At 71.2% G+C, this 14,431-nt stretch carries 8 protein-coding genes; 5 read left to right on the top strand and 3 right to left on the bottom strand.

Annotated elements, in window-relative coordinates:
• Positions 1 to 27 precede the first annotated feature (27 nt).
• The 3 genes from ACIO3O_RS30130 to ACIO3O_RS30120 all read right to left on the bottom strand — a co-directional run bounded on the left by ACIO3O_RS30130 (position 28) and on the right by ACIO3O_RS30120 (position 5,432).
• The gene (locus ACIO3O_RS30130) at positions 28 to 1,464 is read right to left on the bottom strand and encodes a hypothetical protein (RefSeq protein ID WP_401751341.1); all 1,437 of its coding nucleotides are present in this window, start codon (positions 1,462 to 1,464) and stop codon (positions 28 to 30) included.
• Positions 1,465 to 1,549: 85 nt separating this feature from the next.
• On the bottom strand, positions 1,550 to 3,091 hold the full coding sequence (gene pelF, locus ACIO3O_RS30125) for a GT4 family glycosyltransferase PelF (RefSeq protein WP_401751339.1): 1,542 nt from the start codon (positions 3,089 to 3,091) through the stop codon (positions 1,550 to 1,552).
• 121 nt (positions 3,092 to 3,212) lie between these two features.
• Entirely contained in the window at positions 3,213 to 5,432 is a 2,220-nt protein-coding gene (locus ACIO3O_RS30120; RefSeq protein ID WP_401751337.1) for a hypothetical protein, read from the bottom strand.
• Positions 5,433 to 5,715: 283 nt separating this feature from the next.
• Here ACIO3O_RS30120 and ACIO3O_RS30115 point away from each other — a divergent pair, with 283 nt between their 5' ends.
• The 5 genes from ACIO3O_RS30115 (at position 5,716) to aceE (ending at position 14,427) form a co-directional block, all read left to right on the top strand.
• Positions 5,716 to 7,245, top strand: a complete 1,530-nt coding sequence (locus ACIO3O_RS30115) for a leucyl aminopeptidase (RefSeq protein ID WP_401751336.1) — start codon at positions 5,716 to 5,718, stop codon at positions 7,243 to 7,245.
• A gap of 293 nt (positions 7,246 to 7,538) precedes the next feature.
• Positions 7,539 to 8,927, top strand: coding sequence for a dihydrolipoyl dehydrogenase (lpdA, locus tag ACIO3O_RS30110; RefSeq protein ID WP_401751334.1), 1,389 nt, complete (start codon positions 7,539 to 7,541; stop codon positions 8,925 to 8,927).
• Positions 8,928 to 8,991: 64 nt separating this feature from the next.
• Entirely contained in the window at positions 8,992 to 10,794 is a 1,803-nt protein-coding gene (gene sucB / locus ACIO3O_RS30105) for a 2-oxoglutarate dehydrogenase, E2 component, dihydrolipoamide succinyltransferase (RefSeq protein WP_401751332.1), read from the top strand.
• A gap of 100 nt (positions 10,795 to 10,894) precedes the next feature.
• The gene (locus tag ACIO3O_RS30100; RefSeq protein ID WP_189821807.1) at positions 10,895 to 11,518 is read left to right on the top strand and encodes a GntR family transcriptional regulator; all 624 of its coding nucleotides are present in this window, start codon (positions 10,895 to 10,897) and stop codon (positions 11,516 to 11,518) included.
• A gap of 236 nt (positions 11,519 to 11,754) precedes the next feature.
• A complete protein-coding gene (aceE, locus tag ACIO3O_RS30095; RefSeq protein WP_401751330.1) occupies positions 11,755 to 14,427 on the top strand; it encodes a pyruvate dehydrogenase (acetyl-transferring), homodimeric type in 2,673 nt (890 codons plus the stop codon).
• Positions 14,428 to 14,431 lie beyond the last annotated feature (4 nt).

Here is a 14,431-nt window from a genome sequence, read left to right as displayed (position 1 = left end):
ACACCCCCGCACGGCACAGCCACCCCCTCACCCCCGATGCGCCGTCGCCCTCCCCAGCAGCCCGTACGCCAGTGCGGCCAGCAGCAGGGCCGCCGCACCGGGCGCAGCCAGGGAGACCCCCGCGTCCGCCCCGGAGAGCACCGCCAGCGTCTGGGCGATGGCCGCCGCCCCGCACACCCCCGCCGCCGCCTGCACCGCGCCGAAGGCCTGGAGCAGCAGCCCCGTCCACATCAGCGTGCCGATCAGGAGCAGCGCCAGGAAGCGCACCCCGTCGAAGCCCCCCGCTTGCGGCCACACCAGCGTCCCGATCGCCGCCAGCACCGTGAGGACGAGGAGGTACTGGCCCAGGCACCGGGCCAGGGTCCCCGCCGTCGCCCGCCGGAACTCCCCCGGCGTCGACGACCTCCGCAGCCCGGACAGGGTCCCGCTGCGGAAGCGGTGCAGCAGCCACTCCGCCGGTCCCATGCTGAGCGTGAGCGCCACCGCGCCCGGCGCCGCCTCGGCCCCCGCTCCCGCGCCCGCCCCCGAGGGCAGCGCCGCGTACAGCACGAGCACTCCCGTGGCGAGGCCGAAGACCCCGTACGGGAGCGAGGAGACGAGCCGGGGCCCGCCCGGCCCCCTGCTGCTGCCCGCACGCCGTGTCCCCGCCACCCCGCGCAGCAGCTCCACCCCCGCGAGCACCAGCACCGCCAGCGGCGAGAGGGCGAGCAGCACCAGCCGTGCCGCGTCGGGGAGGTCGTACGCGAGGGCGACGACCGCACCCACCGACATCGGCGCGAGCGCGGCCAGCAGCAGACGTTCGCGCCCCAGCACCAACAGCACGGTGGCGGCCGCCTGGTAGAGCGCCTGCGCGGAGGCGAAGGCGACCGCGGGCCCCTCCCCCGCACCGGCCGCCGCGAACGCCACGCCGGTGCCGAGGAGCGCGCCCAGCGGAGCCCCCGTCAGCAGGGCGCGCGCCGCGGCCGGGCGGTCGCCCAACCCGAGCCAGGTGTACGCCCGGTGGGCCAGCGCCTGGTTCCACGCCCAGCCGGTGAGCGCCCCGGCGAGCAGCACCGCGATCGGGGCCGCGCCCGTCGCGAACGGCGCCCCCAGCACGTACGCCAGACCGGGCAGTGCGAAGACGAGCCCGCGCAGCAGGCACGGCAGCAGCGCGACGTGCCACGGGTCGCCCGGCTTCAGCGCGGGCTCGGGGTAGGTGCGCGGGACGCGGTCGTAGAGGTCCTCGGCGAGTTCGAAGGAGTTCATCCGGCCGTAGGTGAGGCGGATGTGGTCGTCCGTCATGCCGTCGGACTCCAGGATGGCGGCGATCTCGTCGGGGTGCACCGCGGCCTCGATCAAGTCGCGCAGGCGCTCGGCGAGTTCGTCCATCGGGTCGTCGGCGGCCGCCCAGCGGGGGCGCGGCCGCGGTATCACCGGCAGGGTGTCCTGCCGGTCGTCGGGCGTGAGCCACAGCGGGCCGCTCATGAGGTCCCCTTCCCGGGTCGCGTCACGGTGTTCACCGGCGTCACGGTGTTCAGCAGCGTCACGGTGTTCAGCAGCGTCAGGGGGTTCACCAGGTCGTCCCGTCCGCCGCCATCGCCCGCCACGGGTCCGACGGCATCCGCAGCTGCATCGTCCAGTCCTGGGCCAGCGCCTCCACGTCGTGCAGCGTCTGGGCGATCGGCTCCGGGACGCCGTCCAGCTCCTCGTATATCCGGCGGAAGCCCTCGACGGAGCGGCGCAGGGTGAACTGGTCGATGACCCGTTGCCGGGACGCCTCGCCCAGTCCGGCCCTGCGGCGGTCGTCGCGGAGCAGTTCCAGGGTGGCCCTGGCCATCGCCTCCGGTTCGCGGGGCGGGACGACGAGACCGGTGTCGCCGACGGCCTCGCGCACGCCGCCGACGTCGGTCGAGACGGTGGTGCGGCCGCAGGACATGGCCTCGATGATGCTGAACGGGAAGCCCTCGCTGATGCTGGAGAGCATCACGACGCTGCCCGCCCCGTAGGCGCGGGCGACGTCGGAGATGCGGCCCTCGTAGCTGATGCCGTCGGTGACACCGAGGTCGGCGGCCAGTTTTTCGAGTTTCGTACGGTACGGCTCGCCGCCCTCGGGCACCCCGCCGAAGAGGCGCAGGCGCAGGGCGGGGATCTCCTCCCGGCAGATCGCGTACGCCCGGACGAGGGTCTCCAGGTCCTTGATGGGGTCGATGCGGCCCGCCCAGCTGAGGGTGGGGACCTCGGGCTCGGGGCCCGCGTGCGGGAAGAGCTGGGGGTCGACGCCGTTGTAGATGGTGCGGATGCGCTCGGGGTCGGCGCCGCCGCGTTCCTCCCAGCGCCGGTTGTACTGGTTGCACGGGGTGATCAGGTCGGCCTTGCGGTAGCCGAGCGAGTTGAGCTCCCGGTAGAAGCCGAGCAGGAGGGCCTTCACCGGCCAGCGCTGGGCGGCCGAGCGGTAGCCGAGGTAGCGCTCGCGCAGGTAGATGCCGTGCTCGGTGAGGAGGAAGGGCGCGCCGTCGAAGTGCTGGGCGGCGAGCGCCGGAAGGGTGGCCAGACCGCTGCTGACCGCGTGCGCGATGCTGCCGTCGGGCAGGCGGGCGCCGAGCGGACGCAGCAGGTGGTCCAGGAGGTCGGTGGCTATGAGGGCGTCGTGCAGGGTGGGGCGGGCCTGCGCGGTGTCCAGGTGCGGCCGGGTCCACACCGCCATCAGGGTGCGCAGGGCGGCCTCGCTGGAGAGTGCCGCGACCAGCCGGCCCTGCCGGGCCAGGGCGGCGAGCGCGAAGAGTTCCTGGCCGAAGTCGCAGCCGGTGGCCGGGTCCAGGAAGGAGAGCAGGAAGCGTTCGTACGTGCTCAGGAAGTCGCGCTTCTCGCGGCGGCCCGGGCGCGGTGCGCGGGCGGAGTCCGGTGCGCCCCAGAGGGGGACGACGGTGTGGTCGTAGACGTTGCGCGGCAGTTCCCAGGTGACGGGTTCCCGGCCGCTGCCGGTGAGGGACATGACATGGAAGTCGACGTCGGGCATGCCTCGTACCAGCTGGTCGCACCAGGTACTGACACCCCCTTGAACGTGTGGATAGGTGCCTTCGGTGAGCATGCTGACATGGCGCCCACGGCTCATGAGTGGTGTCCCCCCAGGACGGATGTGCGGGCGGCCGCGCCGTGCCGGTGAGGGCACGGCGCGACCGCCGGATGGTGCGACGGTGCTGGGGCCCGCACAGCCGTGGCGGGCCCCGGGTGGGTCAGTGCCCGGCGCTCTCCTGCGGCACGAGCGGCTGCTCCGGCGCGGGCGGGGCCGCCGGGGTGACCTTGGCGACCGGCGCACGCAGCGCCGGGGTCTTCGTCGCCGGGGCGCCGGCGGCCGGGGCCTTGGCGGCGGGAGCCGGGGCCGGGACCGCCGGGAGCTTCAGCGTGACGGCGGACTGGAGGGTGCCCGGGGCGTCCCACCCGGAGAGCGCACCCGCGTACGCCGTGCCGAACGCGCCCGTGCCGAGCAGCAGTTGCTTCTTGGTGCCGGTCGGCGCGGTGATCGGCGCGACCACCCCGGACGGCGCCTGCACGGTGACGGTGTCGCCGATGCGGTAGGCGGTCACCTTGTTGTCGGCGAGCGCCTTGTCCCAGGCGGTGCGCCGGGTGAACTCGACGCCGACGTCCTTCTGCCGCAGGTTCACCACGGGGGCGTTGTCGGCGAACAGGGCCCGGTAGTCGGCGAGGGTCTTGTCGATCACCGGGTAGAGCAGGCGCTCCTCCGCCAGGTTGGACTGGTGGACGTAGTGCGGCCGCGGGTCGTTGGCAACCACGTGGCCCAGGGCCGTGCGGGCCTCCTGCGGGACGATGTACGAGGCGAAGCCCGTGTTCACGTCGAGCGGGGCGGCCATGCAGGTGGAGGCCGGGTTGTCCTCGCAGGCGCCGCTGCCGCCGTCGGCCCGGGAGGTGTAGAGCCAGTTGTACTCGTCGGCCATCTCGGCGGCGGTCCCGACGTTGTAGTACACGTTCATCGGGTGCCGGGGAACGGTCATCGCGGCGCCCGCGGCCCGCTGGCCCGGCTCGCGCGAGGCGTCGCTCGCGATCCACTTGACCCCGTTGTCGGCGAGCGCGCCCGCCAGGTTCGGGTTGTCGACGGGCTGCTGCGGCAGGGTCTTGAGCCCGGAGTGCTCACCGGTGACCAGCTCGGTCTTGTCGACCGCGATGCCCTTGCCGGTGGCCCACTTCTGGTTGTCGGAGATCTGCTTCGAGATCTCCGCCCGGCTCATGTAGAGCGTCTTGCCCGCCGCGTCGGTGGCGCACTTCCACGGGACGACCGTGTTGTCCTGCGTGCAGCCGAGGAAGGGGTGGGTGTACGTGTGGTTGATCCACCGGTACTGGGCGCGGTCGGCCACCAGCTGATTGGCGAGGGCGTCGACGTTGCCGTGCTCCGCCTTCCACTCCTCGCCCGCACCGGCGTTGTAGACCATGTCCAGCAGGAACCCGGACTGCTTCTGCCACTGCGCCGCGTACTGCGCGTCGGCGGCGGTCATCCGGACCGGGTTCTCGCCCTCGTTCTCGCCGCCCTTGCAGTCGAAGTCGCCCGGCGTGCAGTTCAGCTGGCTGTTCCAGCGGGCGTCCGGCGCGAACACGTCGTCGACGTGCACGGAGAAGTAGTTGCGGCTCTGCCCCAGGTGCACACCCTGGGTCAGCCAGTCCACGACGCCGCGCGCCAGCACCCGGAACTGCTTCTGGTACTTGTTGTACGCGAAGGTGACGACCAGTTCGCTGCGTCCGTCGGCGGTGTACTCGCCGACCAGGCTGGCGCGGGTGGCGCCGTTGTTCACCGGGATGTCGAGATAGCTGGTGTACCCGGCGCGCGGGCGGCCCGCGTACCCGTAGCTCTCCACCACCGACGGCGAGTTGTCCTCGAACTTCAGCGGCCCGTCGAGGTAGCCGAACGGCCCCGCCCTGCCCGCCGCCGTGACGGCGGCGTCGACGCCGTCCAGCGGACCGGCGTACCCCTCCTGGTCGGTGTAGTCGAGGCCGACGCCCGGGTGGGACCAGGTGTAGGCGTCGACCTGCCGGATGCCGAAGGTCTTCTCGTACGTCACCAGGGCCGCCGACTCGGCGGAATTCGCCCCGAACGGGGCCTCGTTGGGCAGGACCACGCCCTGGAACTTGGCGCGCGGCCGACCGCTGACGGTGTCGCTGAGGAACGCGGCGTTGATCACCGGCCGCCCGGCCTCGCCGAGCTTCACGGTGGTGAACGGCACGCCCGTGCTGCGCAGTTCGTCGGTGACGGCCGCGACGGCCTCGCCGCCGTCGTCCACGACGAGCACCTTCAGATCCACGCGGGGCACCACTGCCGCGGGAGCGGCAACCGCTCCGGTGGGCGCCAGCGCCAGTGCCGTGCCGAGCAGACCGGCGGTGACTATCGCCGCTCCCGCTCTTCCCGCACGCCTCGCGCCGCCCCTGGTGTTCTTTCCGTACGCCATGGCGTACTCCCCTCCCCCTAGAAGGCTCTCCGTATACAGCGCCAAAGCGGAAGCCGTACGGGAGACATGTGAATGAGCTGCAAAGCAATCCCCTGATCCCTTGCAAGCTCTGTGAAGAGTGTGACGCACGGTTTACGCTCCGCGCTCCGAAAACCTCGGAGAGACACCACGGACGAGTGAACCGGTCGCCACCGTGATCGAAGTGCCCAACCGCGCGTAGGCTCGTCCGATAGGCGCACATTCCCGCCACCACCAGGAACCCAGGAAGCGAGATTTCACCACCGTGACTGCTCTCACTCTCAGCACCTCCGGTGCCGCGACGCTGCGCGCCGACGCGCTCGTCGTCGGTATCGCCAAGGGCCCCAAGGGTCCCGTCGTCGCCGCTGGCGCGGAGGCCGTGGACAAGGCGTTCGACGGAAAGCTGGCCTCCGTCCTGGAGACCCTGGGCGCTTCCGGCGGCGAGGGTGACCTGACGAAGCTGCCCGCACTCTCCGGTCTGAAGACCCCGCTGGTCGTGGCCGTCGGCCTCGGCCCGGTCCCGGAGAAGGACGAGACGTACCCCGCCGAGGCCCTGCGCCGCGCCGCCGGTACGGCCGCCCGCGCGCTGGTCGGCGTCAAGAAGGCCGGCTTCGCGCTGCCGATCGCGTCGGTCGAGGACGCGGAGGCCGTCGCGGAGGGCGCGCTGCTCGGCGCGTACAACTTCACGGCGTACCAGGACCAGGCCGACAAGGACGCCAAGAAGGTCGAGGCCAAGCTGCCGCTCGCCGAGGTCGCCCTGCTCGGCGCCAAGCCGCGCGACAAGGCGTTCAAGGCCGCCGCCGAGCGCGCGGTCGCGCTGGCCGAGGAGATCAACCGGGCCCGCGACCTGGTGAACACCCCGCCGAACGACCTCTACCCCGAGTCCTTCGCCGCGGTCGCCCAGGCCGCCGCCAAGGAGCACGGCCTGAAGATCCAGATCCTGGACGAGAAGGCCCTGGTCAAGGGCAACTACGGCGGCATCCTGGGCGTCGGCGTGGGCTCCGCGCACGGCCCCCGCCTGGTGAAGATCTCCTACACCCACTCCAAGGCCGAGAAGTCCCTCGCGTACGTCGGCAAGGGCATCACCTACGACTCGGGCGGCATCTCGCTGAAGCCGGCCGGCCACAACGAGACGATGAAGTGCGACATGGCCGGCGCCGCCGCCGTCTTCGCCGCCGTCGTCGCGGTCGCGCGTCTGGGCCTGAAGGTCAACGTCACCGGCTGGCTGGCGCTCGCCGAGAACATGCCGTCGGGCACCGCCACCCGCCCCGGTGACGTCCTGCGCATGTACTCCGGCAAGACCGTCGAGGTCCTCAACACGGACGCCGAGGGCCGTCTGGTCCTGGCCGACGCGCTGACCCGCGCCTCGGAGGAGAACCCGGACGCGATCGTCGACGTCGCCACCCTGACCGGCGCGATGATGATGGCGCTGGGCAGCCGCACCTTCGGCATCATGGGCAACGACGAGTCCTTCCGCACCGCGATCCACGAGATCGCCGAGGAGGTCGGCGAGCAGTCCTGGCCGATGCCGATGCCCGCCGAGCTGCGCAAGGGCATGAACTCCGACACCGCCGACATCGCCAACATGGGCGAGCGGATGGGCGGCGGCCTGGTCGCCGGTCTGTTCCTCCAGGAGTTCGTCGGCGAGGACATCGCCTGGGCGCACCTGGACATCGCGGGCCCGGCCTTCCACGAGGCCGCCCCGTACGGCTACACCCACAAGGGCGGCACCGGGTCCTCGATCCGCACCCTGGTCAAGCTGGCGGAGCGCACCGCCGACGGCGACCTCGGCTAGTCACCCCTCTCCTGCGACCCCGGGCCACCGCGCCCGGGGTCGCAGGTGCGTTTGCGTACGATTTCGCCCTGAACGAAATAATTGCACGTACGTACGCATCGGTAACCCCCGAGACAGCGCCCCGGCCCCGTCTCGGAACCCGGCCCGGCGTCCCGCCATCCGTGAACAAGTGCGAAGATGGTTTACCGGCAGGACAGGGCCCCCACCACAGGGCCGAACAACAAGCGGCCGTACACCCCCGCCGCCCGGTCGTCGACGACCGGCGAGTGGCGCACATGCATGGAGGACGTGACGTGGCGAACGACGCCAGCACCGTTTTCGACCTAGTGATCCTCGGCGGTGGCAGTGGCGGCTACGCCGCGGCGCTGCGCGGAGCCCAGCTGGGCCTCGACGTCGCACTGATCGAGAAGAACAAGCTCGGCGGCACCTGCCTGCACAACGGCTGCATCCCGACGAAGGCCCTGCTGCACGCGGGCGAGATCGCCGACCAGGCGCGCGAGTCCGCGCAGTTCGGCGTGAAGGCCTCCTTCGAGGGCATCGACATCGCGGGCGTGCACAAGTACAAGGACGAGGTCATCTCGGGCCTGTACAAGGGCCTCCAGGGCCTGGTCGCCTCCCGCAAGGTGACGTACATCGAGGGTGAGGGCCGCCTGTCCTCCCCGACCTCCGTCGACGTGAACGGCCAGCGCGTCCAGGGCCGCCACGTCCTGCTGGCGACCGGCTCCGTGCCGAAGTCGCTGCCGGGCCTGGAGATCGACGGCAACCGCATCCTCTCCTCGGACCACGCGCTCACCCTGGACCGGGTCCCGGAGTCGGCGATCATCCTGGGCGGCGGCGTCATCGGCGTCGAGTTCGCCTCGGCGTGGAAGTCCTTCGGCTCCGACATCACCGTCATCGAGGGCCTCAAGCACCTCGTGCCGGTCGAGGACGAGAACAGCTCCAAGCTTCTGGAGCGCGCGTTCCGCAAGCGCGGCATCAAGTTCAACCTGGGCACCTTCTTCCAGAGCGCCGAGTACACCGAGAACGGTGTCAAGGTCACGCTGGCCGACGGCAAGACCTTCGAGGCCGAGGTGCTGCTGGTCGCCATCGGCCGCGGCCCGGTCTCCCAGGGCCTCGGCTACGAGGAGCAGGGCGTCGCGATGGACCGCGGCTACGTCCTGGTCGACGAGTACATGCGCACGAACGTCGAGACGATCTCGGCCGTCGGCGACCTCGTCCCGACCCTCCAGCTCGCGCACGTCGGCTTCGCCGAGGGCATGCTGGTGGCGGAGCGTCTGGCCGGTCTGAAGACCGTTCCGATCGACTACGACGGCGTGCCGAAGGTGACGTACTGCCACCCCGAGGTCGCCTCCGTGGGCATCACCGAGGCCAAGGCCAAGGAGATCTACGGCGCGGACAAGGTCGTCGCCCTGAAGTACAACCTGGCCGGCAACGGCAAGAGCAAGATCCTGAAGACCGCGGGCGAGATCAAGCTCGTCCAGGTCAAGGACGGTGCCGTGGTCGGCGTCCACATGGTCGGCGACCGTATGGGCGAGCAGGTCGGCGAAGCGCAGCTCATCTACAACTGGGAGGCCCTGCCGGCCGAGGTCGCGCAGCTCATCCACGCGCACCCGACCCAGAACGAGGCCCTCGGCGAGGCCCACCTGGCCCTGGCCGGCAAGCCGCTTCACTCCCACGACTAATAGTTTTCCGTCATGGGCGCGACGACCTGTTTCCGCACCACTTCCGATAGGAGCAACTGAAACCATGTCGGTTTCCGTAACCCTGCCGGCGCTCGGCGAGAGCGTCACCGAGGGCACCGTCACCCGCTGGCTCAAGGCCGAGGGCGAGCGCGTCGAGGCCGACGAGCCGTTGCTCGAGGTCTCGACCGACAAGGTCGACACCGAGATCCCGGCCCCGGCCGCGGGCATCCTGGCCTCCATCAAGGTCGCCGAGGACGAGACCGTCGAGATCGGCGCCGAGCTGGCGATCATCGACGACGGCACGGGCGGTGGCGCTGAGGCCGCCGCTCCGGCCGCCGAAGAGGCTCCGGCCGCCGCCCCGGCGCAGGAGGAGGCCCCCGCAGCCGCTCCCGCCGCCGAGGCGCCCGCCGCCCCGGCCGAGGCTCCGGCTGCCGCTCCGGCCGCCGGTTCCGCCGAGGGCACCGACGTCACCCTTCCGGCGCTCGGCGAGTCCGTGACCGAGGGCACCGTCACCCGTTGGCTGAAGGAGGTCGGCGAGGAGGTCTCCGAGGACGAGCCGCTGCTCGAGGTCTCGACCGACAAGGTCGACACCGAGATCCCGGCCCCCGTCTCCGGTGTTCTCCTGGAGATCGTCGTCGCCGAGGACGAGACCGCCGAGGTCGGCGCCAAGCTCGCCGTCATCGGCGCGAAGGGCGCGGCCCCGGCCGCCGCCCCGGCCGCTCCGGCTGCCGCTCCCGCCGCTGCTCCCGCCCAGGAGGCCCCGAAGCAGGAGGCTCCGAAGCAGGAGGCCCCCGCTCCGGCCGCCCCCGCCACCCCGGCTCCGGTCCAGGCCGCGCCCGCCGCTGCCGCCCCGGCCCCGGCCGCTCCGGCTGCCCCGGCTCCGGCTGCTCCCGCCGCCCCGCAGGCCCCGGCCGCTCCGGCCGCGACCTCGGGTGACGACGGTGCCTACGTGACCCCGCTGGTCCGCAAGCTCGCCTCCGAGAACGGAGTCGACCTGGGCCAGGTCAAGGGCACCGGCGTCGGCGGCCGCATCCGCAAGCAGGACGTCGTCGCCGCCGCCGAGGCCGCCAAGACCCCGGCCCCGGCCGCCGCCCCGGCTGCTCCGGCCGCCGCGTCCAAGGCCCCGGCCCTGGAGGTCTCCCCGCTCCGCGGCCAGACCGTCAAGATGACCCGCATGCGCAAGGTCATCGGCGACAACATGATGAAGGCCCTGCACAGCCAGGCCCAGCTCACCTCGGTCGTCGAGGTCGACATCACCAAGCTCATGAAGCTCCGCGCCGCAGCGAAGGACTCCTTCGCCGCCCGCGAGGGCGTCAAGCTCTCCCCGATGCCGTTCTTCGTCAAGGCAGCCGCCCAGGCGCTGAAGGCCCACCCGGTCGTCAACGCCCGGATCAACGAGGACGAGGGCACCATCACCTACTTCGACTCGGAGAACATCGGCATCGCCGTGGACTCCGAGAAGGGCCTGATGACCCCGGTCATCAAGGGCGCCGGTGACCTCAACCTGGCGGGCATCTCCAAGAAGACCGCCGAGCTGGCCGGCAAGGTCCGCGGCAACAAGATCACCCCGGACGAGCTGTCCGGAGCGACCTTCACCATCAGCAACACCGGCTCGCGCGGTGCACTCTTCGACACGGTCATCGTGCCGCCGAACCAGGTCGCCATCCTGGGCATCGGGGCCACCGTCAAGCGTCCCGTGGTCATCAACCACCCCGACCTGGGCGAGACCATCGCGATCCGCGACATGACCTACCTCTCGCTCTCCTACGACCACCGCCTGGTGGACGGCGCCGACGCGGCCCGTTACCTGACGGCCGTCAAGGCGATCCTGGAGGCCGGCGAGTTCGAGGTCGAGCTCGGCCTGTAAGGCTCCTTGCTGTACGACTGCGCCCCCGCCCGGGTCTCTTCCGGGCGGGGGCGCCGCCGTATGGTTACCCAGCGCGTCGGTTTTTCCTGAAGGAGCCCCCATGAACCCGCCCGTCGTCCACTCGCTGCGCGAACAGATCCGCGAGCACATCGTCGAGGGGATCGTCAGCGGGCGCTGGAAGCCGGGCGAGCGCATCGTGGAGCGCCGGATCGCCACCGAGCTCCAGGTCAGCCAGACCCCCGTGCGCGAGGCCCTGCGCGAGCTGGAGACCCTGCGGCTGATCGAGTCGGCTCCCAACAAGGGCGTACGGGTACGGAATCTGACCGCCGCCGACCTGGAGGAGAGCTACCCGGTACGGGCGGGCCTGGAGCAGATCGCCGCCGAGCTGGCCGCCCCGGTGCTCGCCGACGACGTATCGGCGCTGGAGCCGCATGTGGTGGCCCTGTACGCGGCCGACCGCGCGGTGGACGGGACCGCGCAGGTGCGGCACACGGTGGGCTTCCACCGGGAGCTGGTGCGGGCGGCGGGCAACGGCGTCCTGCTGCACACCTGGGAGGGCCTCGGCATCGAGGTGTTCACGGCGCTGTCGATCCGGTGGCTGGGGACCGTGCAGAAGTCGTACGCCGAGGAGCACGAGGACCTGGTGGAGGCCTTCCGGCGGCGGGACCCCCGGATCGGTGAACTGGTGAAGGCACACGTGCTCGGATGTGCACCGCGCGCCTGAATTGCCCTCATTGTCCGTTTCTTTGATGACACTTCGTGCCCTTTTCCGTGGCACGGAATGCCGACTTTGCGTTGCGGAAGGATTTTTTCGCTTCAAACTTTGATCGATCATCGATCAGTCCTTACAGTCGACGGCGGACCTCATCAAGGTCCCGTCAACAAGCACCACCGGGTCCCGTCCTGCCAGACACAGACCCCCCTTTCTCCACCACCCCCTCCCTCCCGGAAGGCGGCGTCATGACCGACCCCGTACGCACCGCTCCGAGCGAGCTCGACCAGCTCCCGGACCGCGACACCGAAGAGACCGCCGAATGGGCGGCCTCCCTCGACGCCGTCGCCAAGGCCGCAGGCACCCACCGGGCCGAATACCTGATGCGCCGTACCCTCCAGCACGCCGAGGCCGCCGGTCTGGCGCTGCCCAAGCTGCTGGAGACGGACTACGTCAACACCATCCCGACCTCCTCCGAGCCCGCCTTCGACGGCGACCTGGAGATGGAGAGCCGGATCACCGCGTGGAACCGCTGGAACGCGGCGGCCATGGTGACCCGCGGCTCGCGCTTCGGCGTCGGCGGCCACATAGCCACCTTCGCGTCGGCCGCCTGGCTGTACGAGACCGGCTTCAACCACTTCTTCCGCGGCAAGGAGGGTGACGGCTCCGGCGACCAGCTCTACATCCAGGGCCACGCCTCCCCCGGCATCTACGCCCGCGCCTTCCTCGACGGCCGCCTGAACGAGCAGCAGCTCGACAACTTCCGGCAGGAGTCGGGCGGCAACGGCCTCCCCTCGTACCCGCACCCCCGCCGACTGCCCTGGCTGTGGGAGTTCCCCACCGTCTCCATGGGTCTCGGCCCGCTGTCCGCGGTCTACCAGGCGCGCTTCAACCGCTACCTGGAGAACCGCAACATCAAGGACACCTCCAACTCCCACGTCTGGGCCTTCCTGGGCGACGGCGAGATGGACGAGCCCGAGGCCACGGCGGCGCTCACGCTGGCCGCCCGCGAGGGTCTGGACAACCTGACCTTCGTCATCAACTGCAACCTGCAGCGCCTCGACGGCCCGGTCCGCGCCAACTTCCGCGTCGTGCAGGAGCTGGAGGGCGCCTTCCGCGGCGCCGGCTGGAACGTCGTCAAGTCGCTGTGGGGCTCCGCCTGGGACGAGCTGTTCCAGCTCGACACCACCGGTGCTCTCGTCCGCCGCCTGCGCGCGGTGCCGGACGCCCAGTTCCAGACGTACGCGACCCGCGACGTGGCCTACATCCGCGAGCACTTCTTCGGCGCGGAGCCCGCGCTCAAGCAGCTCGCGGCCGTGCTCTCCGACGCGAAGATCGCCGAGTGCTTCCACACCTCGCGCGGCGGCCACGAGGCCCGCAAGGTGTACGCGGCGTACAAGGCGGCCGTCGAGCACAAGGGCCAGCCGACGGTGATCCTGGCGCAGACGGTGAAGGGCTACACGCTCGGCCCGACCTTCGAGTCGCGCAACGCCAACCACCAGATGAAGAAGCTCACCGGCAAGGAATTCCGCGCCATGCGCGACCTCCTCGAGCTCCCCATCCCGGACGCCAAGCTGGACGACTCCCTCGTTCCGTACGGCCACCCGGGCGCCGACTCCCCCGAGGTCCGCTACCTCCAGGAGCGCCGTGCCGCCCTCGGCGGTCCGGCCCCGGCCCGCCGCGTGCACCCGGTCGCGCCCCTCCCCCAGCCGCAGGAGAAGTCCTTCGCCGCGCTGAAGAAGGGCTCGAAGCAGGGCATGGCCACCACCATGGCGTTCGTCCGCCTGGTGAAGGACCTGATGCGGGACAAGGAGACCGGCAAGCGCTGGGTGCCGATCGTCCCCGACGAGGCGCGCACCTTCGGCATGGAGGCGCTGTTCCCCTCCGCCGGCATCTACTCCCCCCTTGGCCAGACGTACGATCCGGTCGACCGCGACCAGCTCATGTACTACAAGGAGGCCAAGGACGGTCAGGTCCTCAACGAGGGCATCACCGAAGCCGGGGCCATGGCGGACTTCATCGCCGCGTCGACCGCGTACTCCACGCACGGCGAGACGATGATCCCGTTCTACATCTTCTACTCGATGTTCGGCTGGCAGCGGACCGGCGACCAGATGTGGCAGCTCGCCGACCAGCTCGGCAAGGGCTTCATCGTCGGCGCGACCGCCGGTCGTACGACGCTGACCGGTGAGGGCCTCCAGCACGCGGACGGCCACTCCCACCTGATCGCCTCCACGAACCCGGCGTCGCTGAACTACGACCCGGCGTTCGCGTACGAGGTCGCGGTGATCGTCCAGGACGGTCTGAAGCGGATGTACGGCGAGAAGCCGGAAGACGTCTTCTACTACCTGACGGTCTACAACGAGCCGATGCCGCAGCCCGCGATGCCCGAGGGCGTCGAGGAGGGCATCGTCAAGGGCCTCTACAAGTTCAAGGACGCCCCGGCCGCGACCTCGCCGGACGCCCCGCGCGCCCAGCTGCTCGCGTCCGGCACCGCGATCCACTGGATCCTGGAGGCCCAGGAGCTCCTGGCGGCCGACTGGAACGTCTTCGCCGACGTCTGGTCCGCCACCTCGTGGGGCGAGCTGCGCCGCGACGCGCTGGAGGCCGACGAGGCCGCACTGCGGGGCGAGTTCCGCACCCCGTACGTGACCCAGGTACTGGCCGACGCCCCGGGCCCGGTCGTCGCGGTCAGCGACTGGATGCGTCAGGTCCCCGACCAGATCAGCCAGTGGGTCGAGCAGGACTACACCTCCCTCGGTACGGACGGCTTCGGCCTCTCCGACACCCGTGAGGCGGCCCGCCGCCACTTCGGCGTCGACGCCCAGTCGATCGTCGTGGCGACGCTGGCCCAGCTGGCGAAGAAGGGCTCCGTCCCGGCTTCGGCGGTCAAGGAGGCCCGGGAGCGCTACGGCCTGTAGGCCT

This window comes from Streptomyces sp. NPDC087440, assembly GCF_044744005.1.
GTDB lineage: Bacteria > Actinomycetota > Actinomycetes > Streptomycetales > Streptomycetaceae > Streptomyces.
Note: the sequence above shows the minus strand (reverse complement) of the source record. Positions and strands in the feature narration are given on the sequence as shown.

Coding starts and splice junctions, on each gene's coding strand:
- ACIO3O_RS30130 (WP_401751341.1), bottom strand. CDS start 1,464: ATGAGCGGCCCGCTGTGGCTCACGCCCGACGACCGGCAGGACACCCTG.
- pelF (WP_401751339.1), bottom strand. CDS start 3,091: ATGAGCCGTGGGCGCCATGTCAGCATGCTCACCGAAGGCACCTATCCA.
- ACIO3O_RS30120 (WP_401751337.1), bottom strand. CDS start 5,432: ATGGCGTACGGAAAGAACACCAGGGGCGGCGCGAGGCGTGCGGGAAGA.
- sucB (WP_401751332.1), top strand. CDS start 8,992: ATGTCGGTTTCCGTAACCCTGCCGGCGCTCGGCGAGAGCGTCACCGAG.
- ACIO3O_RS30100 (WP_189821807.1), top strand. CDS start 10,895: ATGAACCCGCCCGTCGTCCACTCGCTGCGCGAACAGATCCGCGAGCAC.
- aceE (WP_401751330.1), top strand. CDS start 11,755: ATGACCGACCCCGTACGCACCGCTCCGAGCGAGCTCGACCAGCTCCCG.